Here is a 26,344-nt window from a genome sequence, read left to right on the forward strand (position 1 = left end):
CAATATTCTACGGCGCAACAACGCCAGCCTTCCGCCATGACTCATCAAAATAGCCGGCACGGACCACTTTCTCTTCCGCTCCGATCTTGATCACCGCCCAGTCACCAAGCCGTGGGAAAAGCAGATAGTTGAAGGCGGCAAACTCCTTCTCGTGGAAGGTGTGGCCGCTGTTGATGACGAGGTAGCGATCCTGCGCGAGCGGGCTGGCGCAGATGAAAACAGGCGCATGATCCCTGGCCGGCTGCGTGACATCACCGAGACGAACTTCGTCGTGTGTCCACGTCACGGGGAGATTCGGCAGCGCTCTGGCGATCCACGAGTTGCTGCCGGGATCACCGAAGAGGATGAGATGCTTGCCGCGCATGTCAGCCTCGGTGACTTCGGTGTCGTTTTTCACCGGCAGATCGCCGCCCATGTAGCGCGACCATTCGTATTTGAAGCGCTTCAGATTCTCGTCCGCCCATGCATTCACTGCCTCATTCCAGGGCCTGCCAGTGCCACGCACGCAGAGAAAAGGTGTGGCGAAGGCATCGTCAATGGGGCCTTGCAGTCCCGGGCGCTTGCCGGTGAGCTTGACTTGACTGCGCAAGCCCTCGCACATCCATAAACCACCGGTCTGTGCAAACACGAGCACGTCCTCAGGCTTGTGAGGAGGCAGGGAGATCTCGGCACCTGCGATGCGCATCCGGGACAGCGGACGATGGATGGCAAAACGTGTGATGTTGCCTGTTTCGCTGACTTCAAGGCCATCCCCGATCAAGCTGGCACGAAACTCGGCACGTTCGTAATGCCTGCCGAGGCTGAGCAGCTCCAGCCAGTGACAGCGGTTGTATTTGACCGTCCAGGTGACGAAGATGAGCTGTTTCGGGTCGTGATCGAGCCCCTTCGCTGCGTATTCGGAGATGCGGCGCATCTGCTCGGCATGCGTCTTCGGCTCAATGACATGCCCGGTGCCATGCGAAATGAGATTCGTGAATGGGATGCCCTCTTTGGCGAAGGCCTCGCCCATGATGACGTGCGCCTGGAAGAACACATCCTTGTCACCAATGGCCGCTATGGCGGGCACGACTCCGGCGTTGGCGGCGTAGTCCACCGAGTCAAGCATGTGCAGGCCGATTTCCTGATACGTCGGCAGCGGACCAACCTTGATGAAGCCTGGAATCGGTGTCTCGGAGAAACGATGCGTGTCCACATAGCCGCAGTAGGGCCCGATGGCGACGAAGCGGTCAGGATTCTTCAAACCCAGATGCCAGGTGCCCGACGCCCCCATCGACATGCCACGCAGCACCACACGGTCACGGTCGATCCTGTAGTTCCGGCAGACGGCTTCAATGGCCTCGAAGACATCCGTCTCACCGGCCCAGCGGTAACAGTTCTCCACGCGACCCAGCGGATGCAGCTCGATGTAATCGACATCCGGCACGGACTTCGCCACGTCATCGCCCTCATCAAATCGAGCGATGAATTTCATCTCGCTCATGCCCACCGGTTTTGAGCTGCCATGCAGCACCACATCGAGCCGCATCGGCTTTGTGGCGTCGTATTTCTCAGGCACGATCACTCCATAGGGCTGCACGGAACCATCCACGGCGGAGAAGAAGCCCCGCACGACTTTTCCCTTCTTTGTGGTCCAGGTGGGAGTGCTGGCGGCTGCGGCCACGGCACGCTCCTTCGCGCGAACGCCCGCATTTTTGAGCAACCGCATGTCAGCCTCAGTGAGCGCAGATTCATACTTCAAGGCCCGGTCGATGGCTTTGCCAAAGACCTGGGCATCCGCTGCCAGATCCGCGGCAGGTGATTTGGCACCCATCGTGACACGCAGCGCATCACGCTCGCCCGTTGCCCGGCATCCCGCCTCTCGCAGCATGAACTCCATCGCCGCGCAGGTGTCCTCATAGGTCGTGGAATGCCCGCCGGCCTCGCGGTGAATGCTCAGCACCTTGCGTTTCGCCTGCCTGAGCTTCTCCACGAGCCTCAGGACACTCTGCGGCGGCACAACGTCATCTTTGCCACCCGTGGTGAACGCCGCAGACATCGTGAACATTTCGGGAAAGAACTCCGCGCTGCGCTTCTTGTATTCCTCTGGCACTGCCGATTTCGATCCGCCAAAGGAAGCCGTGCGAGCTTCCTGAAACTTCTCATAATCGATCAGATTGGCCGTTCCATTGAGGCTGCACACGCCCGCCACGAGTTCAGGATGCAGCGCGGTGAAAGCAAGCACCGCCGTCCCGCCCATGGAGCCACCGGCGACAAACACACGCCCCACATGATGGCGCAGCTTCATTTCTGCGATGATCTGCACCACATCCGCCTCCGCCTTCGGCCCCATCCACGAAGTCTTTGCCCGGTAGTCTGGCGAGACAACGATCATGCCAAACTTTGCCGCCACATCGCGCACGCCCTTGCATTCGCCGCGCGTATCCTTGATGAACTGCCAGCGGTCTGCCCCATGTCCATGAAATGCGAGCACCACGTCATGCGGCGCCTTTGGATCGAAGTCCGGCGGCATGAGTTCGACATATCGCTGCTGACTGCCGTCGATGTCGGCTTTGAAGACGATGTCCTGCGGCTCGTCAGCCAGAACCCGGGCCGCGATGACGAGGATGATGAGAGCGGCCCTTCTCATGGTCTGACCTCCGGAATCAGTTTGCGTCCTGCCATCCATGCAAGGGCAGCCGCTTTCCACTCCTCCCACAGCGGGCCTTTGCAGCCGTTGAGGCCGTGCCCTCCGGAGGGAAGTTCAAGGAGTTGGACCGGAAGGTGGTTCGCCTGCATGGCGGCGACAAACTGTCGGCTGTTTTCAATCGGCACCGCCTTGTCGTCGATGGCGTGGGCGAGGAAGGTCGGCGGGGTTTGACCGCTGACCTGCAGTTCGTTGGAATAGAGTCGCACGAGGTCGGGCTTCGGGTCGGTGCCGAGCAACTGCGCCTTCGATCCTGCGTGCGTGAATTCGCCCATGGTGACGACGGGATAGACGAGCCAGCCGAAATCGGGGCGACAACTCAACCGCTCGATGGGATCAGCAGACGCGGCATTGCCCTGATCAAAATGCGTCACCGCTGTGGAGGCGACATGACCACCTGCGGAAAAACCGAGGATACCGATGCGCTGCGGGTCGATCTTCCACTCCACAGCTTTGGCGCGTGTGAGGCGAATGGCGCGCTGCGCATCGAGCAATGGCACCGCATGGCGCAACGAGGGCAGACGGTATTCGAGAATGACGCAGGCGATGCCGTGCTCATTGAGCCATTGGGCAATGGGGTAGCCCTCGCGGTCGGTGACGTGGCGGATGTAGCCACCGCCGGGGCACAGGACGATGGCAGCACCATTGGCTTTGCCAGCGGGCGGAAGAAAGACTTCGAGTTCCTTCGTGCAATCCTCGAACTTGCCGCCCCCATCAGGGGCTTTGCCGTGCCACAGTGCGATGCGCACGGCGGGCGTGGGTCTGGCAGGCGTTTGCGCTGATGCTTGTCCAGCCGGTGAGCTGAGCAAAAAAGCTGCTGAGCATAAAAGGAGGATGTTCTTCATGAATGGGAGACGATATGGTTGTGATCACGATGAAACAGCACCTTGATGCCGACGAACAAGGCCATGGCTGCCGTGAAATAAGCAAGCGCAGTGAGAGAGAGAAGGCGGTCAATGCCGAGGGTTTGCTTCCACATGCCGCCGAAAAGCGTGGCAAAGCCGGACATGATAGCGCCAAAGAAGTTCAGCAGGCCAACGGCGGTGGCCCTTGCGTCTGAAGACACGACATCGAAGGAGGCCGGGAAGATGTTTGCGATAAAGAGGCCGCTGAACAGGCCGAAACCGGTTGCGGCGACGCGGGTGACGAGCAGCGTGTCGCTGTTGCCAAGGGCATGAATGCAAGGCGCGGACAGCGCGAGGCCGCACACCATGAGCCACAGGCGCGCGGCTGGCATGCGCTGGTAAAGCGCATCTGCGATCATGCCGCCGCCAAGCACACCGGCCAACGTGGCGGCTTGCAGAAAGACGGTGGCGTTGAACGCGGCATCAGCCTGATTGAGATGAAACTTGTCATGCAGAAATGCGGGCAGCCAGCCGTAGAGCAGCCAGATGCCAAAGACGAACACCGGAAACACCAGGCAGAGCAGGACAAAGGTGCGCGAACGAACGAGTGCTGCAAAACTGATGCCGCCTGCGCTCCCAGCTTTGTCAGGCTGAGGTTCCCCAACCCGCCGCAGGAAGGTGAAGTAAGGAATCGCGTAGAGCACGCCCACCGCACCGAGCGCGAAGAAGGCCCAGCGCCACTGGCCACGATCCGCCATGAAGCCGCCAAACCAGCTGCCTGCCACCGTGCCCGCAATCTGGCCGGTCATGAGCATCGACACCGCCCGTGAGCGCCTCGCCACAGGATACGCGCTGGCCGTGAGCGCGACCGCGCTGGACATGTAAAGCGACTCGGACACGCCCATCGCCGCACGCATCACGAGCATCAGCACACCTGAGGTGACAAAGCCGGTCCCAATGGTCACGATGCTCCACACGACCAGACTCAGCACGACGAGCAGACGTTTTGAAAAGCGATCTCCAAGATAGCCGGAGACCGGGCAGCCGATGGCATACACCCAAAGAAACACCGCGCCGACGAGCCCGAGTTCCTGATCCGTCATTTTCAGGTCGAGCTTCAACGACGGAAACATCGAGAAGATCGCCTGACGGTCGCAGTAATTCAGGAAATACGCGAACCACATGAAGGCCACGAGGGCACCTGCCGTTTTTGCGCGGTTCATGCACTTAGAACTTCACGTGCACTGACCTGTCGCGCGATCACCGCGACGCAGTCGCCCTGCTGCGTGAGACACGGCGCGCGCATCGTGATCAAGTAACCGGCAGTTTGTGCCACAATGGGTTCCGGAGCCCGATCCGCACGCTCCAGATGATGGATGAAACCCACCGTCTGCCCAGGCTTCACTTTGCCCCCGAGATCGACGGCGATTTCAAAAATGCCCGACTCAGGCGCAAGAATGTAATCTTCGCGATTGGTGGCCTGCGTGATGATCGCGGTTGCTTTTCGGGGCTGCTCACGGCCTTTCAGCGCTCCGACATGGATGAGCACATTCTTCAAGCCGCATTGTGTGATGCGATGCACACTGGCGGGAACGCACTCGCCGCCGCCGAGTTCGGTGGTGATGACGAGCTTGCCCTGGTTCTCGGCTTCGACAGGCAGGAGTCCGCTGCCGGCGATGTCCGCGTAGATGAAGCAGAACTCCGTGCCCCACGCGAGCATGGCGGCAAACATCCTCGCCCGCTGCTCACGATCCGGCACGAGATGCATGTGCGCGCAAGGGACGAACTCCATGCTGCGACCGCCCGAGTGCATGTCGATGACGACATCACTGAGCGGAAAGAGCACCGTGCGCAGATAGTGCGCGATCTGGCTCGTCACCGGACCTTCTGCATCGCCAGGAAAGGCGCGGTTCATGTTCATGCCATCGAGCGGCGAGAGTCGCGTGGCAGCACGTGCCGCAGGAAAATTGAGCGAAGGTATGAGAATGACGCGGCCCGTCACCTTCTCAGGCGTCAGTTCACGCGCGAGCTTCATCGCGGCGATCTGCCCCTGATACTCGTCCCCATGATTGCCGCCGAGCACGAGCACTGTCGGTCCTTTGCCACGAGCCACGACCGTGATGGGCACCATCACATTCGCCCAGCCACCGAGATTGTGGGAATAAGGGACCTGCAGGAAGCCCTGCTGCTTGCCCGGTTTGTCGAAATCGAGGGAGGTGATGACCATGACACCTCTACGGTGCCCGAAGCCATCACCTCACGAACTAAATCGCCAACGCGTTCTCGGCATCGCCAAAATGTCCGACATGCAGGCCCATGCGGTCCATGAGGGCGATGTGGAGGCGGCACATTTTGCGGTTGGGGTCGGCGCTAAGGTCGTGGAAGCGACCAGCCTGGATGGAGCCGCCGCCGTTGCCGGCGAGGACGACAGGGAGCTGGCGGGAGTCGTGGGCGTTGCCGTCGAAGAGGCTGCTGGTGAGCATGACCATGCTGTTTTCCAGCAGGCTGCGCTCGCCTTCATTGGTGGCCTGCATCTTGGTGAGAAACTCTCCCCAGAGCTTCACCTGGTGCTGGTTCACGCGCTGATACATGTCGAGGCGGTGCTCGTCATTGGCGTGGTGGGAGAGCTCATGGATGCCGCCGCTGATGCCTTCCAGGCTGGGGAAGCGCATGTTGGAGAGGTCGTTGTTCATCATGAAGGTGGCCACGCGGGTGCGGTCCATCTGGAAGGCCAGAAGCATGATGTCGAACATGAGGCGCAGATGGTCCTCGCTGCTGGTGGGAATGCCGGAGCCGGGGCGTGCAAGGGTGGGCACCTTGACGGTGGGCTGCCAGCCCGCGCCGCGGGTTTCGGCCTGGCTGATTTTTTCGGCGAGCTCGACGCGCTGCTCGATCTCGCGCACGGAGGTGAGGTATTCGTCGAGCTTCTGCTTGTCGCGCTGGCTGAGCTTGGGCTTCAGCGCGCCGGCGTCTTCCATCACGAGGTCGAGGATGCTCTTGTCACGCTTGCGCTTGCTGCCGTCGTCAAAGAGCTGGTCGAAGGCCTGTTGTGGGAAGATCTCCTTCGGCGCAGGGGTGGTAGGAGTGCTCCAGGAGATGTAGGCGGAGTAGATGGAAGTGAAGCCGGAGTCCGTGCTGTAGCTGGGGCGCTCGGTGCCCAGCACGACGCAGGGCACGGGGGTGAACTTGCCCGTCTGTGCGGCGACGAGCTGGTCCATGGTGGTGCCGACTTCGACATCAGTGGTGGTCTTCTTCACCTTGAGTCCGCAGAGCACGTTCATCTTGGGGTAGTGCCCGCCCTCCCCTTCCACAGTGGTGGGATTCCACAGGCCCTTGAACACGCTGATGTGCTTCTTGATCGGCTCCAACGGCGTGAGCGTTTTCATGAACTCCATGCCGCCAGCGCCCTGCGTGGCGCCCCAGTGGTGCGGATTGACGCCATTGCCGGTGAAGCACACGGCGAGACGACGCGGCGCGGTGTTGTTTTTCACCGCATCAGCTCCAAAGGAGTTGATCGACTCAAACCAAGGCAGCCCGAGAGCGATGCCTGAGCCACGGAGAAATTTGCGACGGGAAAGGTTCATAAAGGTAAGACGGGTGGCGAGGTGTTTTATTGATTCGAGGAGGCCACCACGGCCTCGCTGCGGCGGTTGAGGAACTGGCGGCTGTTGACGACTTCGAGCACGGCGGCGGAGAACTTGCCGCCGTTCTGCTTCAGCGTGGCCTGCATCTTGGCGAGCAAGGCTTTGTCGCTCGGCATGGTCTGACGGCCGAGGGCGTAGCCGAGGAGCTTGCGGCAGAACTGAGCGGAGAAGTTGACTTCGTTTTTCTTGAGGTAGTCGCGCAGGCCGGGCAGGCCCTGGAACTTGGTGCCGTCTTTCAGCTCGCCGGTGTCGTCGATCTTGCCACCCGTTTCATCGGCGGTACGGAAGCGACCAATGGGGTCGAAGCTTTCAAGGGCGAAGCCGAGCGGATCGATGCGCTCATGGCAGACGGCGCAGGCAGCGTCGGTGCGGTGGACCATGAGGGCCTCGCGCAGAGAGGCGGGCTTCACGGCGCTGTCCGGCAGCTTGGGAACATTCGGCGGCGGCGGCGGTGAGCTGAAGCCGAGCACCACCTGGTAGAGATAGTCTCCACGCACCACGGGGCTGGTGCGGTTGGGGCGGGAGGTCTTGGTCAGGATGGCTCCCATGCCAAGCAGGCCGCCGCGATGCTGCTGGGCCACTTTTACCTCGCGGAAATCACCGCCAGTGACACCCGGGACGCCGTAGAATTTGGCCAGGCGCTCATTGAGGAAGGAGTAGTCGCCACCAATGATGTCGCCCACGTTGCGGTCATCGCGCACGAGATGGGAGAAGAACTCGAGGGTCTCCCGCTGCATGTCGTTGCGGATCTCGGTGGTGAATTCGGGGAACTTCTTCTCATCGACGGTGCTCTTTTCGTCGAAGCCGTTGAACTTCAGCCACTGGCCGGCGAATTCCTTGGCAAGCGCCGTGGCCTTGCGGTCGCGCAGCATGCGCTTGGTCTGCGCAGCGAGGACTTCGGGCTTGAGCAGGCTGCCGTCATCAGCAGCCTTGCGCAGCTCCCAGTCAGGCTGGGAGGCCCAGATGAAGTAGCTGAGGCGGGAGGCCAGCTCATAGGCGTTGAGCTTCACATCGCCCGTGGGATTGCTGGCCAGCGGCAGAGTCTCCGCCTTGAAGAGGAAGAAGGGGGAAACCAGCACACGCACCACGACCTCGCGCGCGGCGGATTCGCGATCGAGCTCTTTTTTGCGTCCTTCAAAGTAGAGGGCATCGAGTTTCTGGCCTTCCTCGGGAGTGAGCGGCCGACGCCAGGCACGACCGGCAAAGTAGCGCAGGTGCCCGAGCAGGGCGGAGTCGAACTCCTTCTGCTGCTGCGGGTTGAGCTTGGGATTGGCGGTGTAGCCAAAGTCCTTCTTCATGGCCGCGAGGTAGTCGCGGTCTTTGGGGCCGAGAAGCTGGCCGAGCTGATCATCACTGAAGTAATAGACCGTGATGCCCGGGTTGCGGCGATAGAGATTGCTGGCCACTTCCTCAAGCCTGCGCTCATACATGTCCGGGAAGGCCTGCTTCATGACGCCAAAATCCCGCATGGTGTTGCGGGCTGCATCAGTCTGGGTCTTCCAAACGGTGAGCACGCCGGGCATGATCTTGGTGACGTCGCGGGGCTTGTCCGTGGTGAGCGCCCACTGGATGGTGCCGTCGTTGATGTCGGGATTTTGCAGGTCCAGGCGGGCCTCGGCATGCAGCCAGGTGGCGTTTTCAGGCAACGGGAGGGTGAAAGCCAGCGGTGCCGCGATGGCCAGCACTCCGGGCTCGATCTGGCGGCCCTGCGGATGCTTGCCAAAAGCGCTTTTCACTTTCTCCAACTCGGCGATGCGCTGCTTCAGCGCCTCGGCATTGGCCGGAGGCGGCGTGGCGGCGAGGGCCTTTTGGTCTTCGCCTATCTGCTTGTTGAGCCAGTCCATATACAGCAGGTGCCCCTTGGTGGTACGCACATCAAGCTTGGTGATGAGGGCGATGTCTCCTTTGTTGCCGTCGCCATCGTCGCCGATGCACAGGAAGGCCTGCTTCTTGCCCTTCACCTCGATGTTCATTTGGTAGGCGCGGATGCCGTCGGCGTCCTGCTGCTGGCGCTGCACGCCGCTGCCGGGCTTTTTGGGATTGTTCCAGGAAAGGAGCTGGGCCTGGACGGCCTTGGCTCCGTCGATCACGGCCTGCGGCACCTGGCCAGGTTTGGCAGCGTCGGGTGCTGGAAGCTCGCGCCAGGCCACACGGGTGAGGTCGAGGAAGCGTGACTTGGGCTCCGTGGCATTGACGAGGGTGTTCCAGTTCTGCAGGAAGGGCAGCTGCAGCCCTCCCTCCTTTGCGAGCTGTTCGAGCGGGGTTTTGAAGTGCTTGTGCTTCCAGCAGGCCACCATGTAGTCCGCCTCGCGCATGTCATCGAAGTCTTTTGGCAGAAACGGAGCCGCCTTCTGCTGGTACCACACATACAGCGCCTGCTGAGCCTGCGCCTTGACCTGTTCAGGGCCACGCAGGCCGATGCGTTGCGAATTGAACACGATGCCGGTGCCCGGCATGATGGTGGCGAAATCGGCCACCTTGCGGGCGGCGCCAAAGTATTTGTCCAGCGCGGCGGGGCTCATGAAAAGCACGTCGCCGGTATTGCTGAAACCCTCGCCACCACCGCCGTCGGTCTGGAATTCCTTGGCCAGGCTGTAGTCGTGCCCGGTGAGGTCGCGGATGGTGTAGTCGTATTCGGCGTTGGTGAGCCGGCGCATGGTCACGGGGCCGGGATCGCCGGACTGGGCGGCAGCCAGGGCATCGAGCTCACCATTGACCCAGCCGAGAAGGGCATGGTTCTCCTGGTCGGTCATCTGGTGGGCCTTCGGCGGCGGCATGTCGCCGTTTTCGATGGTGTCCTTCACCTTGAGCCAGACCTCAAAATGCTTGGCCAGCTGGGGATCGGCGGCAAACTGCTGCAAATCAACATCGCCCTTAGTCTTCTTGGGGTTATGGCACTCATAGCATTTGGCCTTCAAAACGACTTCAGCGTCTTTCCAGGCCGGAGCAGCGGAAAGGGGAAACGAGCCGACGACAAAGGCGGCCAGAGCAAGATGGCGTGAATTCGAAAACATTGGGGGTATAAAGGATACGCTAATTTACGGAGCCTTCCATCAGCAGCTTCTGCTCCTTTTTTGCGCTTTCCTGTGCTATAAATCTCGCGCAAGAGATCCTGCAAAAACATCCCCTCCCGGGAACGTACCTTTCATACCCCCATGAACTCCTCTTTTTCACATCATGCCCCAAACTTGGAGCATGCATTTTTGACGCGCCGCGAACTGCTGCAACGTGTCGGCATGGGCTTTGGATCGGTAGCCCTCGGCTCACTGTTCACACAGCAGGCGGCAGCCGCCACCCTGGACCCCATGGCCGTCAAACGCCCCCATTTTGAGCCAAAGGCCAAACGGGTGGTGCATTTCTTCATGAATGGCGGGCCATCCCACGTGGATACCTTCGACCCGAAGCCAATGCTGGACAAATACGACGGCAAGCCGCTGCCGAACGTGCTCAAAACCGAGCGCCCGACCGGGGCAGGCTTCAAATCCCCCTTCAAGTTTACCAAGCGCGGTGAGTGCGGGCTGGAAGTGAGCGAAGTCTTTGAAAAGACCGGTGCTTTTGCCGACGATCTCTGCGTGATCCGCTCGATGTACGCGGACGTGCCCAACCATGAGCCTTCCCTGGGGCTGATGAACAGTGGGGAAGGCCGCCTGAACCGCCCGACCATGGGCTCCTGGGTGACCTACGGCCTCGGCAGTGAAAACCAAAACCTTCCAGGCTACATCGCCATGTGCCCCGGAGGCATGCCCACACGCCGCACCAAAAACTGGCAGTCAGCTTTCCTGCCCAGCGCCTACCAGGGCGCTTACATCAACACCGAGGACACCCGGGTTGAAAAACTCGTGGAATTCATCAAAAACGGTTCGCTCGATCTCAAGCAGCAGCGCCGCCAGCTCGACCTCCTGCAGGAGCTCAACCAGCGCAATCTGGTTCAGCAGGACCGCGACCAGCAGCTCGAAGCCCGCGTGCAGAGCTACGAACTGGCCTACCGCATGCAGATGGAGGCCACGGACGCCTTCGACATCATGAAGGAGCCGGAATCGGTTCGGAAAATGTACGGAGACCACGCGTTTGGCCGTCAGTGCCTCATCGCCCGGCGTCTGCTGGAGCGCGGGGTGCGCTTCATCCAGCTCTGGACTGGCGCAGGCCAGCCGTGGGACAATCACGACGAAATTTTGGAGCACCGGAAGCTTGGACAGCAGACGGACGGGGCCATGGCCGCTTTTATGAGCGACCTAAAACAGCGCGGCCTCTGGGACGAAACCCTCATGCTGTGGGGGGGCGAATTTGGCCGCACCCCGGCCGTGGAACTGCCCACCCCCGGTGCCAATGCCGGCAAGCAACACGGCCGCGACCACAACCATTACGGCTTCACGATGTGGATGGCCGGCGGCGGTGTGCGGGGCGGCTACACTCATGGCTCCACCGATGAATTTGGCTTCCAAGCCACGGAAAACCCCGTCCACGTGCATGATCTGCATGCCACGATCCTGCGCATTCTGGGCTTCGATCACGAAAAGTTCACCTACAAGTACGCAGGGCTGGATTTCCGCCTCACAGGCGTAAACGAGTGCAAAGTGGTACGGGAACTGCTGGCCTGACCGGGCCGGTAAAGCCAGCCACCGGCCCCTTGCAAGGCTGGCGCATACGTTTACAATCGCCGCCTCATGCACCGAAAAATCTTCTTCGCCCTGGCCGTGCTGGTGGCGCTCATCTTCACGATGAACCTCAACAAGGCCCAGGCCCAGCAGCCTGCGCCTGCCGCTCATGGGGTGACCGTGACCCAGGCTCCGGCTGGCGAAGACAACCCCTACGGCGATGTGCTGACTTTTCAGGGCTTCGTCAAGCGCACCGGGGTCATGGCCTACCCGCTGATCATTCTGTCGATGATTGCCCTCTTTATGATCGTGCTCTTTGGCTTCACGGTCAGGCAGGGCACCGTGGTCAGCGATGCCTTTATGAACTCGGCGGATGCCCTGATCCGCAAGCAGGACTACCTGGGACTGCTCGCGGTGTGCAACCGCCGCAACGAATGCATCGCCCGCATCACCTCCAAAACGCTCGACTTTGCCACACGCAACCCGAGCGCGAGCTTTGAGGAGGTCAAGGAAGTCACCGAAGCCGAGGGCAACCGCCAGTCCAGCCTTCTGCTGGCCCGCATCGCCTATCTCGGTGACGTAGGCGCCATCGCCCCCATGCTCGGCCTGCTCGGCACGACCCTGGGCATGATCACCACCTTCCATGAAATCTCCGGCAAGGGTGCTGCAGGCTCAAACCAGCTCGGCCTCGCCCAGGGGGTTTCTGAGGCGCTGCTCTGCACGGCCTCCGGTCTCGTCATCGGCATTCCGTCCCTCATGTTCTACGCCATCTTTCGTGGCAAGGTGAACCGTCTGATCTCTGAAATGGAAGCCGCGACCACCCACCTGATGGCCCTGCTCGCGGTGCAGTACAAGCGTGCCGCACGCGCCGTCGCCGGCCAGTAAACAGGCAGTTCCCCATTCGCGATGAATTTCCGCAAACAGCATTCCATCGAACCCTCGCCCATGCAGCTCGCACCGCTGGTGGACGTGCTGTTCCTGCTCGTCATTTTCTTTGCCGTCACCTTCCAGTATGCCAAGGAGGAGCAGGTCATGGACGTGAGCGTGCCTGCCGCCGAAGAGGGCAAGGAAAAGGAGTCCCGCAATGTCGGCGAGATCATCATCAACATCAAAAAAGACGGCGAGATCCTCGTCAACGGCCAGAAGTTCAACACCGACGAGCTGCTGGTGAAGCTGAAAAACATCGTCTCGCTCTACAAGGATCAGGCTGTGATCCTTCGTGGCGATGAAATCGTCAATTATCAGCACGTTATCCGGGTGCTGGATACCTGCCAGAAGGCTGGCATCTGGAACATTGCCTTTGCAACGCGCAAACCTGACGCTGACCAACCTGCCTCCACGCCCAAGTGAGATGACCGCCGCGAAGTCCCCAACCGCCTCGCGCAGCCATGCGCCCTGTTTCATTCCTGCGCTCTGCTGCATGGTGGCCTTTTCATCCATGGCTCAGCAGCCTGCGCCGCCCCGTGCGCTCCCTGTCGAAGATGACGTGCCAAAGGCCATTCCGGTAAGCCCGCCCCCCAAGGCGCAGCCCGTGCCGGACGCGGCCCCAAAGACCAAGGGGCCTGATGACGACATGTTTGATTTTGCCACTCTGGCTTATGACCGCCAGGAGTGGGGCATGGCCTCGCAGTCCTACGCCAAGTACCTTCAGCAGTACCCCAGCGGCAGGCAGGTGCCGGAGGCGCTCTACCGCATTGGTGAGTGCTACATGAAGCAGAACCAGCTCAAGCAGGCCGCCGGCTACTATGAGGAAGTCGTGAACCGCTACCCTGAAAGCGAGGGCGCTCCATCATGCGCCTACCGCCTCGGCGCAATGACGTTCAACGATTCCAAGTTCGCAGACTCGGCCAAATTCTTCGGCTTCGCCGAGAGCAAGACCAAGAGCCCCCCAGTCCGCCTGGCTGCCGCCTACAACAAAAGCCGCGCGTATGAAATGCTCGGGGACAAGGCAAAACAGACCGCAGCCCTGAACAGCGTGATCGCTGTAAAAACGGACAATCCTTACCGCGAAACATCGCTGCTCACACTTGGCAGCATTTATCTCGGCCAGGACAAAAAGGCCGAGGCGCTGCCTATTTTTGACGAACTCGTCAAATCCAGTGCTGACCGCGCCATCGTGGCAGAGGCCAGCATTCGCGCCGCCGTCCTCTACGCAGAGCTCAGCAAGCCGGAGGAATCCATCGCCATGTTTGAGAAGGCTCTGCGGATGCCTGAGACCAGCGAGCAAAACCGGGGCATCTCCCTGGTAGGCATCATTCAGGCCCTGTATGCCAAGGGCGACTACGACGGTGTCATCGACTACTACAACAAAAACTCTGAGGTCCTCCCCCAGGGTGCCTCCAGGGCCAAGATGCTGCTCCTCGTCGGCCATGCGCACCGCATGCGCAAAAGCTATGCCCGGGCCGTCGAAGTTTACCTGCTTATCGAACAGTACCACGCCGACACCGAAGAAGCCTTCAGCGCAGGCTACTGGAAGCTCTACTGCTTCTACCTGCTCAATGACAAGGACCTGGGCGAATTCGCCACCGCCTTCATCAAACGGCATGCGGCAAAGCACTCCGACCATGAATATCTGGCCTTGGCACGCCTGATCCGAGCCGACTTTTACTTCAACAAAGGCGACTACCAGCAGGCGGCGCAGAGCTACAACGAGGTCACCCTCGAAAAACTGCCCGAAAAGCTGCGCCCAGGCACGCTCTTCAACATGGGCTGGGCGCAGGGGGAGGCAGGCCGCAACCAGGAAGCCGTCGGCACATTCACCCGTTTCATCAGTGAAAATCCCGGCCACGAATTCCTTCCCAAGGCTTACGCCCGCCGTGGCCTTGCAAACCGTGACGCCCGCGATCTGCCCAAGGCGAAGGCCGACTTTGAACACGTCACCAAGGAGTTCCCCAAATCCGACGCGTGCGAGCTCTCGTGGTTGCAGCTTGGTTTCATCGCCATGGAGCAGAAGGACCCCAAGGCCACCATCACCGCCTTTGAGACACTGCTCAAAAAATTCCCCACCACCACCGCTGCTGCACAAGCCTACTACGGCATCGGCCGGGGAAACTTCGACCAGAAGATCTATGACAAGGCCGTTCCCGCCCTGCGCCGCTCCATCGAGCTCGACAGCAAAGCTTACCTCGAAAAATCCAGCCAGCTGATCATCCTTTGTGACTACGCGCGCCAAAACGCCGACAACCTCGCCAAGACCATCGACTCCTACCTCCAGTCCAAACCCGACGGCTCGGTCCCCCCGAACATTTTAAAATGGCTCGGGCTCAAACTTTACAGCGGAGACGACTACAAACGCGCAGCACGCTTCCTCGAGCTCGCCGTCACTCCGCAAAACCCGGAAAACACCGAGCCCGTGGTGTGGAACTACCTTGGCATGGCGCAGCTCCAAAACCAGCAGTACGACGCCAGCATTCAGGCCACAGACAACTTCCTCAAATCAGAGCCCGACACCGCCACGCGCTCACGCGCGCTGCTGACCAAAGGCCGCGCCCAGCTCGGCAAAGGGCTTTTTGATGAAGCTGACAAGGTCGCTCAGGATGCCCTGCAGGTCGTCAAAGACGGCCGCCTCCAGGCCGAACTGCTCATCCTCGAAGGCGACATTTACGCTGCGCAGGGTGACAAGCTCGCGGCTGAAGGTCAGAAGGAGGCCGCCATGGTCAAATGGAAGGACGCCGCCGCCAAATACGCCGTGCCCAGCCAGTTTTTTGATGACCCCGATGTCACCCCCAACGCGCTCCACAAAGCTGCGCAGGTGCTGGAGAAAGCCGGAGACTCAGCCAAGGCGAAGCAGATGCTGCAGCAGCTTCAGCAGCGTTATCCGAAGTATCAGCCGAAATAAGGAGCGCTCTGCTTCTTCGCCGCTCTGCATGCGGCCTGCCTGCATCCTCATCAGGACAAAGGGCGTTCCGTGCCGCCCTTTTTTGATTCAAGACCTTTTGTCACGGCTCCAGCCTTCACGCGGTTCGCGTTTGCTGCGGCTGTCACCTTCATGCTTCCGCGGCGGACGCTCCTCCCTCGGCCGCGCCTCGATCACCCTCAGCGCTCGCCCGCCTACCTCCTTGCCATTCAGTGCATTGATTGCCGCCAGTGCATCGGCTTCAAGCGGCATGTCCACAAAACCAAAGCCACGCGAGCGACCCGTCTCCCGGTCTTTGACCAGGCGGGCGCTGGAGACTTCACCATGAGCGGCAAATTCAATCCGCAGATCCTCGTCCGTCAGGGAGTAAGGCAGGTTGCTCACGTAGAGATTCATCGCATCAGGTATTGAAGCTTGGCCATGGAGCACGTGTCAGAGAACAGGTCATGGCAGGCACCTGATGCTCCCTGCATGCAGTCTATTCGAGATGCATACGGAAGTGAAGATAGGCCCGCCTCCTAGGGGTGTCAATTCAGGGTGTCAGAGCACACCGGCAAAGGGGGGGGTGCTGGCATGAAGGTTTCGGTTGCGGAAGATCCGTGCATTCGTATCCGACAGGCTATGCCCTCCATGAAATTCGTTTTCACCCTCATCACCGCCCTTGGCTTGCTGGCTGGCGCGACACCTGCCGCCGAACCGCTTAACACCGTCTGCCCTATCTCGGGCAAACCGGCGAATCCGGCAATCACCAGCAATTATTCGAAGACCGTGGCAGTCTGCTGCAACCGCTGCAAAGCCCAGTTTACCGCCGCTCCCAAGGGATATCTCAGCAATATCCTTGCAGCCACCGCCGGCCAGTGCCCGTTGAGCAAAAAGAAATCTGACCCTGCCATCACCGTCACCTACTCTCGTCAGGTCGCCTTTGCAGATGCCGCCAGCAAGGCCGCCTTCGACGCCGCACCTGACAAGCACATCAAGGAAGTGCGCCAGTAACCGGGAGCTTTCATTTCCTTCTCAAAGCGGAGTTGCGGCCAGCGGCTCCGCTTTTTTCATGCCTTCATGATTCGGAGTGCCATCAAAATCCGTTCCTGTTAATCTCCCGACTGTGAAAGCCGAAGCCGCCGCCACATCTGCCGCCGATGCCCTGCGCGATCTTTTTGACGCGCTGCCAGACGTGCAGGCCTGGATCAAAGATGCAAGGCGCCGCTACCTTTGGGTGAACCGTACCTTCATGCTGAACTATGGCATGCAAAAGCTTGAGGAGGTGCTGGGCCGAACCGACGACGACCTCTCGCCCCCACATCTGGCGGCGCATTTCCGTGCAGGCGATGAGGCGGTGCTGGCCGGACAGACGGTACAGGGCCGCCTGGAACTCGTCGGTCGCTTTGACCACACGGCAGCGTGGTGCTTCACGACCAAGAAACCGGTGTGCAATGCCAGGGGCCGTGTCGTCGGCACCGCAGGCATCACACGCATGCTGGATGCGGCGCAGATCGACCAGCGTGGAGATATCCGCCTCGGTGTCGTCATCGCGCTGATGACGCGCCGGTTGGGCGAGTCCGTGACCAATGCGGAAATGGCGCACGCCGTGGGCATGTCCGCACGGGCGTTTGAGCGCAGCTTTCTCCGCGAGTATGGCCTGCCGCCGCAGCAGTACCTGCGGCGCCTGCGCATCCAGACCGCCTGCCGTCTGCTGGTGGACACGCGCGAATCCATCTCCGCCACCGGCCTGCGCTGTGGCTTCGCGGACCAGAGCCACCTCACGCGCGAATTTCGCCGCGTCACCGGCCTCACCCCGGGGGCGTACCGCGAAAAATACGCCGCCGCGAATGTTCCAAGCCCTGCCGCTCCTGTTCTATCCCCGCGCCGGACAAAGCGATAGCATTCACTCACCATGAAGCTCCAACCAGGCACAACCGTCGTCCAAAACGGCCAGCTCGTCGATGGCACGGGCGCGCCCGCCATTCCCAATGCCGCGCTGATCATCACCGACGGTATCATCACTTACGCAGGCCCTGCCGCCGACGCGCCGCCTGCCGCCCCTGACGCACGCGTGATCGATGCCAAGGGCGGCACCATCATGCCGGGACTCATCGAGGCGCACATTCACCTCACCTACTTCAATGTCTCCGAGCTGCAGGATCTCGACATCAAGTTCCCCGTCGAATACGTCACGCTGCAATCTGCCGTAAATGCGAAGACCGCGCTGGAGTGCGGCTACACGGCGGCACGCAGCGGCGGCTGCCTGCACAACATCGACGTGTGGATGAAGAAGGCCATCGAGGAGGACATGATCCCCGGCCCGCGCCTCAGCGCCAGCGGCCGCGAGATCTGTGGTGCAGGCGGGCTGATGGACTGGAACCCTGATTACCGCCGGATCGGCATGGAGGGCATCGTCTTCATCGTGAATGGTCCCGAGCAGGCCCGCACCGCCGTGCGCAAGCTGGTCAAAGACGGCATCGAGTGGGTGAAAACCTACCCCACCGGAGATGCCGCCTCTCCGGACATCAACGACCACCACACCCTGTGCATGACCTTTGAGGAAATGCACGCAGTCGTCGCAACCTCACACAATCACGGCCTCAAGGTCACCGGCCACTGCCGCGCTACTGAGGGCATCCGCAATGCGCTCAAAGCCGGTTATGACGCCATCGAGCACGGGACCTTCATGGATGACGAGTGCCTGGATCTGCTGCTGAAGCGCAACGTGCCGATGTGCCCCGGCCTTGGCTTTGAACTCTTCAGCGTCCAGCGTGGCAAGGAATTCGGCCTCTCCCAGCGCGTGCTCGACGGTCACCAGGAAACCCTGGAGGCCGGGGCGGAAAGCTGCCGCAAGGTGCTGAAGGCCGGCGGCACCATGGGCCTCGGCGGCGACTACGGCTTTGCCTGGACACCGCATGGCACCTACGCCCAGGAACTGACCTTCTTCGTCAATTATGTGGGCTTTTCTCCGCTGGACACCCTCAAGTGCGCCACGCTCGGCGGTGCGAAGATGATGGGCCGAGAAGAGGAGATCGGCTCTCTCGAAAAAGGCAAACTGGCGGACGTGCTCGTCGTCGCGGGTGATGTGCTCGCAGACATCTCCCTCCTCGAAAACCGCGACAACCTCATGGCCGTGATGCAGGGCGGCGTGGTGAAAGCGGGAACACTCGTAAAGCCTGCGAGTTTGTGATACAGCGGGTCGTTCCATCGTCATGAAGCCAACCCTTCTCTTCGCCGCTCTCCTCGCCGCGCCCACTTTCGCCGCTGATATCCAGGTGGAGAAGCAGGGCTCCGCACTGAACTTCAGCACCGGCGGCAAAACGATCTGCGATTATCAGATGGAGGCTGGCGAGGTGCCTGAAGGCGTGGCCGCTGTGTTCAAACACGGAGCACACCTGCATCCGGTTTACTCGCCGAGCGGCAAGCTGGTGACAGGCAATCATCCCGAAGATCACCGCTGGCATCGCGGCATCTGGATGGCGTGGACAAAGACCGAGTTTGGCGACTCGCACCCCGATTTCTGGAACCAGGGCAAAGGAGATGGCAAAAACAAAAGCGGCGACCAGATCCTCGCCGAAGTGCGCTTTGCCAAACTCGACAAAAGCTGGGGCGGTGCTGAGGGCGGCGGCTTCACCAGCGAGCATGTCTTCCTGGATCACAGCCACACGCCTGATCAAAAAGTGCTGAACGAAACCTGGGAAGTGACGGTGGCGCAGAAGGAGCTGGATGGAAAGCTGGCGAACATCATCGACCTCACGAGCACCCAGACCTGCGCCACGGACAAACCGTTGAAGCTGCCCCAGTATCACTACGGCGGCCTGGGCGTGCGCGGAAATCTGGCATGGAATCCGGTCGATGCCGTGACGATGCTGACCAGCGAAGGGTATGACCGCGTCAAAGGAGATTCCACCAAAGGCAAGTGGGTTCACATCGGTGGTCAGGTGGATGGCGCATCCACCGGTATGGTCATCCTCATTCATCCTTCCAATTTCCGCTTCCCGCAGCCCCTGCGCCTCAATCCCAAAAATCCGCAGCTCTGCATCGCTCCTTCGCAGGATGGAGACTGGTCCATCGAGCCCGGCAAACCCTACATCTCCAAGTACCGCATCCTCGTCTTCGACGGTGCCCCTGATGCTCAATGGATCGAGGCCCAGTGGGCCGCCTATTCCACCACCAAGTAACCCTTCCCCATGCTCTCCCGCCTTTTCGCCATCACCCTGCTGGCCGCTGCCCTTTGCCAAACTCAGGCAGCCGAAACTCTTTTCGACAAATCCAACCTCGCCGCGTGGTGCATCGTGCCCTTTGATGCGGGCAAGCGCGGACCCGAGGAGCGTGCGGCCATGCTGGAAAAAATGGGCGTGAAAAAATTCGTCTATGACTACCGCAAAGAGCACATTCCCCAGTGGGACGACGAACTGAACGCACTCAAAAAGCACCACATCGAGCTGATGGGCTGGTGGTTCCCGACGGTGCTCAACGACGAAGCGAAGCAGACACTAGAACTCTTCAAGCGCCATGGCGTGCATCCTCAGCTGTGGGTCAATGGCAACGGCGGCGCGATCCAGGTGAAGGACGAAGCGGATCAGAAAGCACGCGTGGAAAAAGAGGTCGCACGCCTCCAGCCGATCTGCGAAGCCGCCGCCCCGTTGGGCTGCCCGGTGGCTCTCTACAATCACGGCGGATGGTATGGCGAACCTGAAAACGCCATCGCCATCGTGGAGGCTCTGAAGGCCAAGGGCATCAAGAACATCGGCATGGTGTACAACCTTCACCACGGCCACGGTCATCTCGATCGCCTTGCCAAGGTGCTGCCACGCATGCTGCCGCACCTGCTCTGCTTCAACCTCAACGGCATGGACATCGATGGCGAGGCGAAGGGCCGCAAGATCCTCCCTCTCGGTGTGGGCACCGAAGATGTGAAGGTGCTGCGCATCGTGCGCGCCAGCGGCTACAACGGTCCCATCGGCATTCTGAACCACACGAATGAAGACGCTGAAGGCCGCCTGCTGGACAATCTCGACGGGCTCGCGTGGCTGATTCCCCAGCTAGATGACAACGTGCCCGGACCGAAGCCAAAATACCGCACATGGAATGACAAGCCAGCCGCTGCCAGCTTCATAGCCAAGCCCCCCATCACCGGCGAGGGCGTGCCCTCCATCAATCAGGAATTCGGCGAGGCTCTGAAAGGCAGCTATTTTGAGCAGGACAACGAACCCTTCCGCACGCTGCCCATCACCATCGAGTGTCGCGCGAAGCTGAACAGCAAAGAGCACTTCAACATCCTTATTGCCTCAGACGCCAAATCCTCCGCCACGCATTGGGAGCTCTACACCCATGCGAAACGCGGCACGCTGGCGCTCTACATGCCAGGCCGCGGCGGTGACTTCGACTCCCAGGTGAACATCTGCGACGGCAAGTGGCATGACCTGCTGGCCAGCATCGACGAGAAGAACGTTGTCCTTTGGATTGATGGCAAACAGGTGCTTGAGAAGTCCGTGCAGCCCCTCAAGGGCATGCCCAAGGCAGGTGGCATTGCCTTCGGCAGCCTCGTGGAAGGCACCATCGGCTGTGATGGTGTTTTGGACGACGTGCGCATCGCCCGCGGCGTGATGAAGCCGCGCAAAAGCAACGGCCCGCGCCTGCGCATGGACAACACCATCGGCCTCTGGGACTTCGACCACCTGGATGCCATCCTGCCGCCCAAGGCCCCGCCGCCCGCCGCCTTCACACCGGACCGCAAACCCCTCAACCCTGAAGACAACGTGCATTGGCAGGAATTCGTGAACCGCGAGCGTGTCTTCGACTTCTACGGCAAGCAAGCGCTCCAGTTCATGAAGCAGAAGACGCTCCCGGCATTGCTGCCACAGTTCCCCGGCCTCGATGGCGGCCAGCAAGGCCACTGGGGCAATCAGAATGACCAGGTCACTTGGAAAGATGGCCGCTTCGCCGAGAGCGATCACGGTTCGGTGTTCAGCTGTGTCTTCAAAGGTGCAGGCCTGACGATTCCGAAAGCCGTGTGCGTCCGCGAAGGTGATACTTCCTATGTCTTCGACAGCGAGAAGCTTTCATTCCCGATCACTTGGACTGGAGGCTTCATCAAGCTCACCGATCACCGCCATGGGTTCATGGGCGGCGCTGCGATGGATGGAAAAGTGGCATCCAAGCCATCCATCAAACTCAACGGGCAGTACCAAGGCTTCTATCGCCAGGGCAAGGCCGTCATCTTCAAAGTGGGTGACTCATTTTGGAATGTCCGTGGCGAGCAGGTTCAACTCGTCAAAGAGTTCCCCGCCCAATGGCCTCAGTGGCTCGAAACCAAGGGCAACCTCGGCACGCAGCAGCCTTTCGCCACTGACACCATCGAGCTGCCCTTCGACAATCCCTACGGAGCACTCCTTTTCATCACGGCGCATGATTTCTTCAGCGATGGCACCGCCGCCATCGCCACCATGACCGGCGAGGTCTGGCTGGTGAAGGGCATCGACGAAAAGCTCGAAAAAATCCGCTGGAAGCGCTTCGCCACCGGCCTCAATCAGCCGCTAGGCATGAAGATCGTGAAGGACAAGCTCTACGTCCTCGGCCGTGATCAGATCACCTGCCTGCATGATCTCAATGGCGACGACGAAGCCGACTTCTACGATTGCGTGACCAATGCCATGCAGACCTCTCCTGGTGGTCATGACTTCATCGTCGGCCTGGAGACGGACAAGGAAGGCCGCTGGTATTTCGCCTCCGGCAATCAAGGCGTGTGCCGCATCACCGGCAGGGACAAGCTCGAAGTACTCGCCACCGGCTTCCGCAATCCGGACGGTCTCGGCATCTCGCCGGACGGCCACTTCGTCACCACCAGCGGGCAGGAAGGCGACTGGACACCGGCCTCCTCCATCTTCCAGATCGAGCTGGATCACAATCTCGGCGCCCACTTCGGCGCTGGCGGCCCAAGGAACGGCCAGCCCCCCGAGCCCGTGCTCATGTACCTTCCGCGTGGCGAGGACAACAGCGCCAGCAGCCAAGTTTTCATACCTCAAACATTGTGGACTGACATACCACACTCATGGGCTTCACTCGTAGGCAACGGCAATCTCGTCCACCTCTCCTCCGGTGGTGGCAGCGCATGGCTCGTCATGCGGCAGAACGTCAAAGGCCGCTGGCAGGCTGCCACCGTGAAAATCAGCGGCAACTTCGACTCCGGCCCGCAGTGCGCGCGCTTCAATCCCAATGACGGTCATCTCTACGTGAACGGCATGCAGGGCTGGGGCAGCTACACACCCAAGGACGGCTGCTTCCAGCGTGTGCGCTTCACCGGCGGTGAAAAACCCGTGCTCATCGGCTTCGAAGCCCGGGACAACGGCGTACTGCTTCGCTTCAACCAGCCCGTGAAGAACGCCGAGGCCGCCACCTGCTTTGCGCAGTGCTGGAACTACCGCTACGGCCCGCAGTATGGCTCACCGGAATATTCCGTGAAATATGCTGACACTCCCGGCCACGATCCACTGGAAATCCACAGCGTGCAGAAGCTCGATGGTGGCAAAACGCTCTTCCTCGAAATCCCGCAGATCGTCACCGCCAGCCAGATCCATCTGCACCTGAGCACCGGCCATGATGTCTTCCTCACGGCACATGCTCTGGCAGAGCCTTTCACCGATTTCGTTGGCTACACCAAGATCGCCAAGACCAATCATGCTGCACAGATCGGCATGGAAGCTCCGAAGTCCGCCAAGCCCAACCCGTGGGCCAAGGGCGAAGGCGGACGTGAAGTCATCATCGAGGCCGCGCTGGGACTTCAATACGTGCAAAAGCAGCTCACAGCGAAAGCCGGTGAGAAGCTCACCATCGTCTTCAAAAATCCCGACGTGGTGCCACACAACTGGATGCTCGCCAAACCGGGCACGCTGCAAAAGGTCGGCAACTTGGCCAACCTCATGATCACCGACCCGCAGGGCCTGGCCAAGCACTACGTACCCGACTCCGACGACGTGCTCGCCTACACCGATATGACCAATCCAAAGGAGTCTTTCACCATTCACATCACCGCCCCCAAGAAAAAGGGCGACTACCCCTACCTCTGCACCTTCCCTGGACACTGGATGGTGATGAACGGTGTGCTGAAGGTTGAATAACCCTCTGCATAAAAAAGAGGCCGCTCATTTGAGCGGCCTCCTGATAAGATAAAGCGCGAAACGACTTTTACGCAGCCGCCACCGCCGTCTGCCCCTGCACGCCGAGGCCTTCGACACCCAGCTCGATCACATCGCCGGGCTTCATAAAGACAGGATCAGGCTTGAATCCAAGACCAACGCCGGGAGGTGTGCCGGTGGTGATGATGTCTCCGGGCAGCAGGCTCATGAACTGGCTCAGGTAGCTCACCAGCTTCTGCACGCCAAAGATCATCTGTGCGGTGCTGCTGTTCTGGATGGTCTTGCCGTTGAGCTTGAGCCACAGTTTCAGGTTCTGCGGATCAGGGATCTCATCGCTGGTGGCGAGGAAGGGACCGATGGGCGCAAAGGTGTCACAGCTCTTGCCCTTCACCCACTGGCCGCCACGCTCCAGCTGCCACTCGCGCTCGCTGTAGTCATTGTGCACGCAATAGCCGGCCACATGGCTCATGGCGTCTGCTTCAGAAACGTAGCTGGCCTTTTTGCCGATGACAAAAGCCAGCTCGACTTCCCAGTCGGTCTTCTTGGAATTGCGTGGGATGACCACGTTGTCATTCGGTCCCACGATGGCGCTGGTGGCCTTGAAGAAAACGATGGGCTCCGCCGGGATGGGCATGCCGCTCTCCTTGGCGTGGTCCACGTAGTTCAGGCCGATGCAGATGATCTTGCTCGGGCGGGCGATGCAGGGGCCAAGGCGAGTTTCAGCGGACACGGTTGGTGCCATGGCGGCGTTTGCCTTTGCCCAGGCGGCCAGACGCTCAAGGCCGTCTCCTCCGAAGAATTTCTCATCGTAATCGCTGCCAAAGGCGCTCGCGTCGATACGGCGGCCATCTTCCAGCTGCAGGCCGGGTTTTTCTTCTCCAGGGTTTCCAAAGCGGATCAGTTTCATGGTGGTTTAGTTGGTGTGATCTTGTTGTTTGAGAGGATCTCCCTCGTGATTGGTGTAGCGGCCGATGAGCGGATACTGCTCCAGCTCGGCCACGGTGCCGGTGACTGGGAAGCTCTCGCGGCTCACCCAGTACACAGCGGCGGCGGCGATGTCCTCAGGCCTCAGCAGACGGCCCATGGGCACGGCGTAAGCGGGCAGTCGCTCCGGCCAGCCTTCGCCGAGGCCATCGCCGAGCTTCACCTTGTATTCGTTCTCTGTGAGGGTCCAGCCGACGTTGAGCTGGTTCACACGCACACGGTCGGTGCCGAGCGCATCGGCCAGGTTGCGTGTCATCGTCATGAGCGCGCCCTTGGACATGGAGTAGGCCAGCAGATTGGCTTGGCCGCAGTGGGCCAGCACCGAGCCGATGTTCAGCACCACGCCCTGGTTCTTTTTCAGCTCGGGCAGCAGCGCGCGGATGAGGAGCATGGGCGCACGGGCGTTCACGGCGATGATGCGGTCAAACATGGCAGCGTCCGTCTCGGCGATGCGTGCGCGATTGGTCATCGCCGCGTTGTTCACCAAAGCGTCGATTTTACCAAAGGCGGCGATGGCATCGGCGGCCAGCTTGGCCGGGACCTCCGGGTCTGCGAGGTTGCCCTGGCAGAAGGCTGCTTTGTCAGTGCCAAGCTCCTGCCGCAAGGCCTCGCCGCGCTCGGTTTCCAGTCCGTGAAGGACGACTCGAGCGCCTTCGGCAACGAAGCGCCGCGCCATGAATTCTCCAATGCCCGTGCAGCTGCCGGTGATGAGGATGACCTGGTCTTGAAGTCGCATGTTTGTCGGGGGGGGTAATGAGCCGCTTCCTATGGCGAGCGAGTGACGGTGCTCAAGGCTGCACAGCCACTGTGGCGAAGAAAAAATGTCAGGGCTTCTCCAGCGCCCAGGCGATGCCATTGAGCAAAAAGCGGCGGAAGGCAGGCAGCTTGAAGTCATCCCAATGCCCCATCGAGGTGTAGAAGACCCGGGCCTTTTGGCCACCGTACAGATGAGTCCACGCGACAGGCTCGATCTCTGCTCCTGGCAGTGTTCCCTTCAGCAGCGGCGTCGTGCCGGCTTGGAGAGGTGTGTTCTTATACAGGCCACCATGCCCGATGAGCTCGGAGACCACCACCCCACGCAGGATGGGATGCGACTCCGCACCCGGGATCACGGTGATAGCGGCAGGATCTTTGCCATAGTGACCGGTGTAGTTGCCGCCCAGCACCTGGGGATCAAAGTCCTGCCAGATGCCCAGCCCGGCCTTGGGCTCCGGCTCCTTGGGACGCAGCGCAAAGCAATGGCTGGCCGTGCGAATGCCCACCAGCGGCTTGCCTGCATCCAGATGAGCACGCACAGCATGGATCACCTCCACCGGCGGAGTGCGGCGGCGTACGCTGATGAAAAGGAGATCGGCATCGCGCACGGCCTCCACAAACCCCGGGAACTGGTTCTTATCGGCTTTGTCCGCTTGGATGATGGTGACGCGATAAGGCGCGGCTTTCAATTCTTTGGCGGCAAACTCCGGCAGAGTTTCCCAGGTATGATATTCGTCCTCGCCGATCATCATGACGATGTGGGCTGGTTCGGCGGCTTGGAGCTGCCACACGAAAGCGACAGCCATGATGAGCAGGAGACGGAGGAGAGAAGACAAGTTCATGAGGTTAAATGGAATGCCG

Annotated in this window: 19 protein-coding genes; 9 read left to right on the plus strand and 10 right to left on the minus strand. The window is 60.7% G+C overall.

Features of this window, described 5'->3' with window-relative positions; all coding sequences use genetic code 11:
* Positions 1 to 7: 7 nt before the first annotated feature.
* The 6 genes from ACFQDI_RS15070 to ACFQDI_RS15095 all read right to left on the minus strand — a co-directional run bounded on the left by ACFQDI_RS15070 (position 8) and on the right by ACFQDI_RS15095 (position 10,186).
* On the minus strand, positions 8 to 2,626 hold the full coding sequence (locus ACFQDI_RS15070; RefSeq protein ID WP_377168181.1) for a prolyl oligopeptidase family serine peptidase: 2,619 nt from the start codon (positions 2,624 to 2,626) through the stop codon (positions 8 to 10).
* Positions 2,623 to 3,432 (minus strand): alpha/beta hydrolase, encoded by an 810-nt coding sequence (locus tag ACFQDI_RS15075; protein WP_377168183.1) that lies wholly within the window; start codon positions 3,430 to 3,432, stop codon positions 2,623 to 2,625. The genes ACFQDI_RS15070 and ACFQDI_RS15075 overlap by 4 nt, the downstream gene beginning before the upstream one ends.
* A 92-nt stretch (positions 3,433 to 3,524) precedes the next feature.
* Positions 3,525 to 4,751 (minus strand): MFS transporter, encoded by a 1,227-nt coding sequence (locus ACFQDI_RS15080; protein ID WP_377168185.1) that lies wholly within the window; start codon positions 4,749 to 4,751, stop codon positions 3,525 to 3,527.
* Positions 4,748 to 5,755, minus strand: coding sequence for a succinylglutamate desuccinylase/aspartoacylase family protein (locus tag ACFQDI_RS15085; protein WP_377168187.1), 1,008 nt, complete (start codon positions 5,753 to 5,755; stop codon positions 4,748 to 4,750). Before ACFQDI_RS15085 ends, ACFQDI_RS15080 begins: the two co-directional genes overlap by 4 nt.
* Positions 5,756 to 5,792: 37 nt before the next feature.
* Positions 5,793 to 7,112: a DUF1552 domain-containing protein gene (locus ACFQDI_RS15090; protein WP_377168188.1), complete on the minus strand. Its 1,320-nt coding sequence runs from the start codon at positions 7,110 to 7,112 to the stop codon at positions 5,793 to 5,795.
* Between the two features lie 26 nt (positions 7,113 to 7,138).
* Positions 7,139 to 10,186 carry a DUF1592 domain-containing protein gene (locus ACFQDI_RS15095; protein WP_377168190.1) on the minus strand — a complete coding sequence of 1,016 codons (3,048 nt, stop codon included), beginning with the start codon at positions 10,184 to 10,186 and terminating at the stop codon, positions 7,139 to 7,141.
* Between the two features lie 141 nt (positions 10,187 to 10,327).
* Here ACFQDI_RS15095 and ACFQDI_RS15100 point away from each other — a divergent pair, with 141 nt between their 5' ends.
* From ACFQDI_RS15100 to ACFQDI_RS15115, 4 genes are all read left to right on the plus strand, one after another.
* Entirely contained in the window at positions 10,328 to 11,770 is a 1,443-nt protein-coding gene (locus ACFQDI_RS15100; protein ID WP_377168192.1) for a DUF1501 domain-containing protein, read from the plus strand.
* Between the two features lie 66 nt (positions 11,771 to 11,836).
* Complete coding sequence (locus tag ACFQDI_RS15105) at positions 11,837 to 12,652, plus strand: MotA/TolQ/ExbB proton channel family protein (RefSeq protein ID WP_377168194.1); 816 nt, start codon at positions 11,837 to 11,839, stop codon at positions 12,650 to 12,652.
* 21 nt (positions 12,653 to 12,673) lie between these two features.
* Positions 12,674 to 13,117 carry an ExbD/TolR family protein gene (locus ACFQDI_RS15110; RefSeq protein ID WP_377168196.1) on the plus strand — a complete coding sequence of 148 codons (444 nt, stop codon included), beginning with the start codon at positions 12,674 to 12,676 and terminating at the stop codon, positions 13,115 to 13,117.
* Between the two features lie 88 nt (positions 13,118 to 13,205).
* Positions 13,206 to 15,605, plus strand: a complete 2,400-nt coding sequence (locus ACFQDI_RS15115) for a tetratricopeptide repeat protein (protein ID WP_377168198.1) — start codon at positions 13,206 to 13,208, stop codon at positions 15,603 to 15,605.
* A gap of 87 nt (positions 15,606 to 15,692) precedes the next feature.
* Here ACFQDI_RS15115 and ACFQDI_RS15120 read toward each other — a convergent pair whose 3' ends face one another.
* On the minus strand, positions 15,693 to 16,019 hold the full coding sequence (locus ACFQDI_RS15120) for an RNA recognition motif domain-containing protein (protein ID WP_377168200.1): 327 nt from the start codon (positions 16,017 to 16,019) through the stop codon (positions 15,693 to 15,695).
* Between the two features lie 234 nt (positions 16,020 to 16,253).
* Here ACFQDI_RS15120 and ACFQDI_RS15125 point away from each other — a divergent pair, with 234 nt between their 5' ends.
* The 5 genes from ACFQDI_RS15125 (at position 16,254) to ACFQDI_RS15145 (ending at position 23,725) form a co-directional block, all read left to right on the plus strand.
* Positions 16,254 to 16,616 (plus strand): hypothetical protein, encoded by a 363-nt coding sequence (locus ACFQDI_RS15125; RefSeq protein WP_377168202.1) that lies wholly within the window; start codon positions 16,254 to 16,256, stop codon positions 16,614 to 16,616.
* A gap of 112 nt (positions 16,617 to 16,728) precedes the next feature.
* Positions 16,729 to 17,505 carry an AraC family transcriptional regulator gene (locus ACFQDI_RS15130; protein WP_377168204.1) on the plus strand — a complete coding sequence of 259 codons (777 nt, stop codon included), beginning with the start codon at positions 16,729 to 16,731 and terminating at the stop codon, positions 17,503 to 17,505.
* A gap of 12 nt (positions 17,506 to 17,517) precedes the next feature.
* Positions 17,518 to 18,795 carry a metal-dependent hydrolase family protein gene (locus ACFQDI_RS15135; RefSeq protein ID WP_377168206.1) on the plus strand — a complete coding sequence of 426 codons (1,278 nt, stop codon included), beginning with the start codon at positions 17,518 to 17,520 and terminating at the stop codon, positions 18,793 to 18,795.
* Positions 18,796 to 18,817: 22 nt separating this feature from the next.
* On the plus strand, positions 18,818 to 19,786 hold the full coding sequence (locus ACFQDI_RS15140) for a DUF6807 domain-containing protein (RefSeq protein WP_377168208.1): 969 nt from the start codon (positions 18,818 to 18,820) through the stop codon (positions 19,784 to 19,786).
* 9 nt (positions 19,787 to 19,795) lie between these two features.
* Complete coding sequence (locus ACFQDI_RS15145) at positions 19,796 to 23,725, plus strand: LamG-like jellyroll fold domain-containing protein (RefSeq protein ID WP_377168210.1); 3,930 nt, start codon at positions 19,796 to 19,798, stop codon at positions 23,723 to 23,725.
* Positions 23,726 to 23,792: 67 nt separating this feature from the next.
* Here the strand turns inward: ACFQDI_RS15145 and ACFQDI_RS15150 are convergent, their stop codons facing one another.
* The 3 genes from ACFQDI_RS15150 to ACFQDI_RS15160 all read right to left on the minus strand — a co-directional run bounded on the left by ACFQDI_RS15150 (position 23,793) and on the right by ACFQDI_RS15160 (position 26,325).
* A complete protein-coding gene (locus ACFQDI_RS15150) occupies positions 23,793 to 24,650 on the minus strand; it encodes a fumarylacetoacetate hydrolase family protein (protein WP_377168212.1) in 858 nt (285 codons plus the stop codon).
* 6 nt (positions 24,651 to 24,656) lie between these two features.
* Positions 24,657 to 25,463: an SDR family oxidoreductase gene (locus ACFQDI_RS15155; RefSeq protein WP_184339763.1), complete on the minus strand. Its 807-nt coding sequence runs from the start codon at positions 25,461 to 25,463 to the stop codon at positions 24,657 to 24,659.
* Positions 25,464 to 25,551: 88 nt separating this feature from the next.
* Positions 25,552 to 26,325, minus strand: a complete 774-nt coding sequence (locus tag ACFQDI_RS15160; protein ID WP_377168214.1) for a ThuA domain-containing protein — start codon at positions 26,323 to 26,325, stop codon at positions 25,552 to 25,554.
* Positions 26,326 to 26,344: the final 19 nt, after the last annotated feature.

Origin of the sequence: Prosthecobacter fluviatilis (assembly GCF_042655725.1) — a bacterium.
GTDB lineage: Bacteria > Verrucomicrobiota > Verrucomicrobiia > Verrucomicrobiales > Verrucomicrobiaceae > Prosthecobacter > Prosthecobacter fluviatilis.

Excerpts from the sequence above, each read along its gene's own strand:
- ACFQDI_RS15070 (WP_377168181.1), bottom strand. The coding sequence starts at position 2,626 with ATGAGAAGGGCCGCTCTCATCATCCTCGTCATCGCGGCCCGGGTTCTG.
- ACFQDI_RS15080 (WP_377168185.1), bottom strand. The coding sequence starts at position 4,751 with ATGAACCGCGCAAAAACGGCAGGTGCCCTCGTGGCCTTCATGTGGTTC.
- ACFQDI_RS15085 (WP_377168187.1), bottom strand. The coding sequence starts at position 5,755 with ATGGTCATCACCTCCCTCGATTTCGACAAACCGGGCAAGCAGCAGGGC.
- ACFQDI_RS15090 (WP_377168188.1), bottom strand. The coding sequence starts at position 7,112 with ATGAACCTTTCCCGTCGCAAATTTCTCCGTGGCTCAGGCATCGCTCTC.
- ACFQDI_RS15095 (WP_377168190.1), bottom strand. The coding sequence starts at position 10,186 with ATGTTTTCGAATTCACGCCATCTTGCTCTGGCCGCCTTTGTCGTCGGC.
- ACFQDI_RS15100 (WP_377168192.1), top strand. The coding sequence starts at position 10,328 with ATGAACTCCTCTTTTTCACATCATGCCCCAAACTTGGAGCATGCATTT.
- ACFQDI_RS15105 (WP_377168194.1), top strand. The coding sequence starts at position 11,837 with ATGCACCGAAAAATCTTCTTCGCCCTGGCCGTGCTGGTGGCGCTCATC.
- ACFQDI_RS15110 (WP_377168196.1), top strand. The coding sequence starts at position 12,674 with ATGAATTTCCGCAAACAGCATTCCATCGAACCCTCGCCCATGCAGCTC.
- ACFQDI_RS15115 (WP_377168198.1), top strand. The coding sequence starts at position 13,206 with ATGGCTCAGCAGCCTGCGCCGCCCCGTGCGCTCCCTGTCGAAGATGAC.
- ACFQDI_RS15120 (WP_377168200.1), bottom strand. The coding sequence starts at position 16,019 with ATGAATCTCTACGTGAGCAACCTGCCTTACTCCCTGACGGACGAGGAT.
- ACFQDI_RS15125 (WP_377168202.1), top strand. The coding sequence starts at position 16,254 with ATGAAATTCGTTTTCACCCTCATCACCGCCCTTGGCTTGCTGGCTGGC.
- ACFQDI_RS15135 (WP_377168206.1), top strand. The coding sequence starts at position 17,518 with ATGAAGCTCCAACCAGGCACAACCGTCGTCCAAAACGGCCAGCTCGTC.
- ACFQDI_RS15140 (WP_377168208.1), top strand. The coding sequence starts at position 18,818 with ATGAAGCCAACCCTTCTCTTCGCCGCTCTCCTCGCCGCGCCCACTTTC.
- ACFQDI_RS15145 (WP_377168210.1), top strand. The coding sequence starts at position 19,796 with ATGCTCTCCCGCCTTTTCGCCATCACCCTGCTGGCCGCTGCCCTTTGC.
- ACFQDI_RS15150 (WP_377168212.1), bottom strand. The coding sequence starts at position 24,650 with ATGAAACTGATCCGCTTTGGAAACCCTGGAGAAGAAAAACCCGGCCTG.
- ACFQDI_RS15155 (WP_184339763.1), bottom strand. The coding sequence starts at position 25,463 with ATGCGACTTCAAGACCAGGTCATCCTCATCACCGGCAGCTGCACGGGC.
- ACFQDI_RS15160 (WP_377168214.1), bottom strand. The coding sequence starts at position 26,325 with ATGAACTTGTCTTCTCTCCTCCGTCTCCTGCTCATCATGGCTGTCGCT.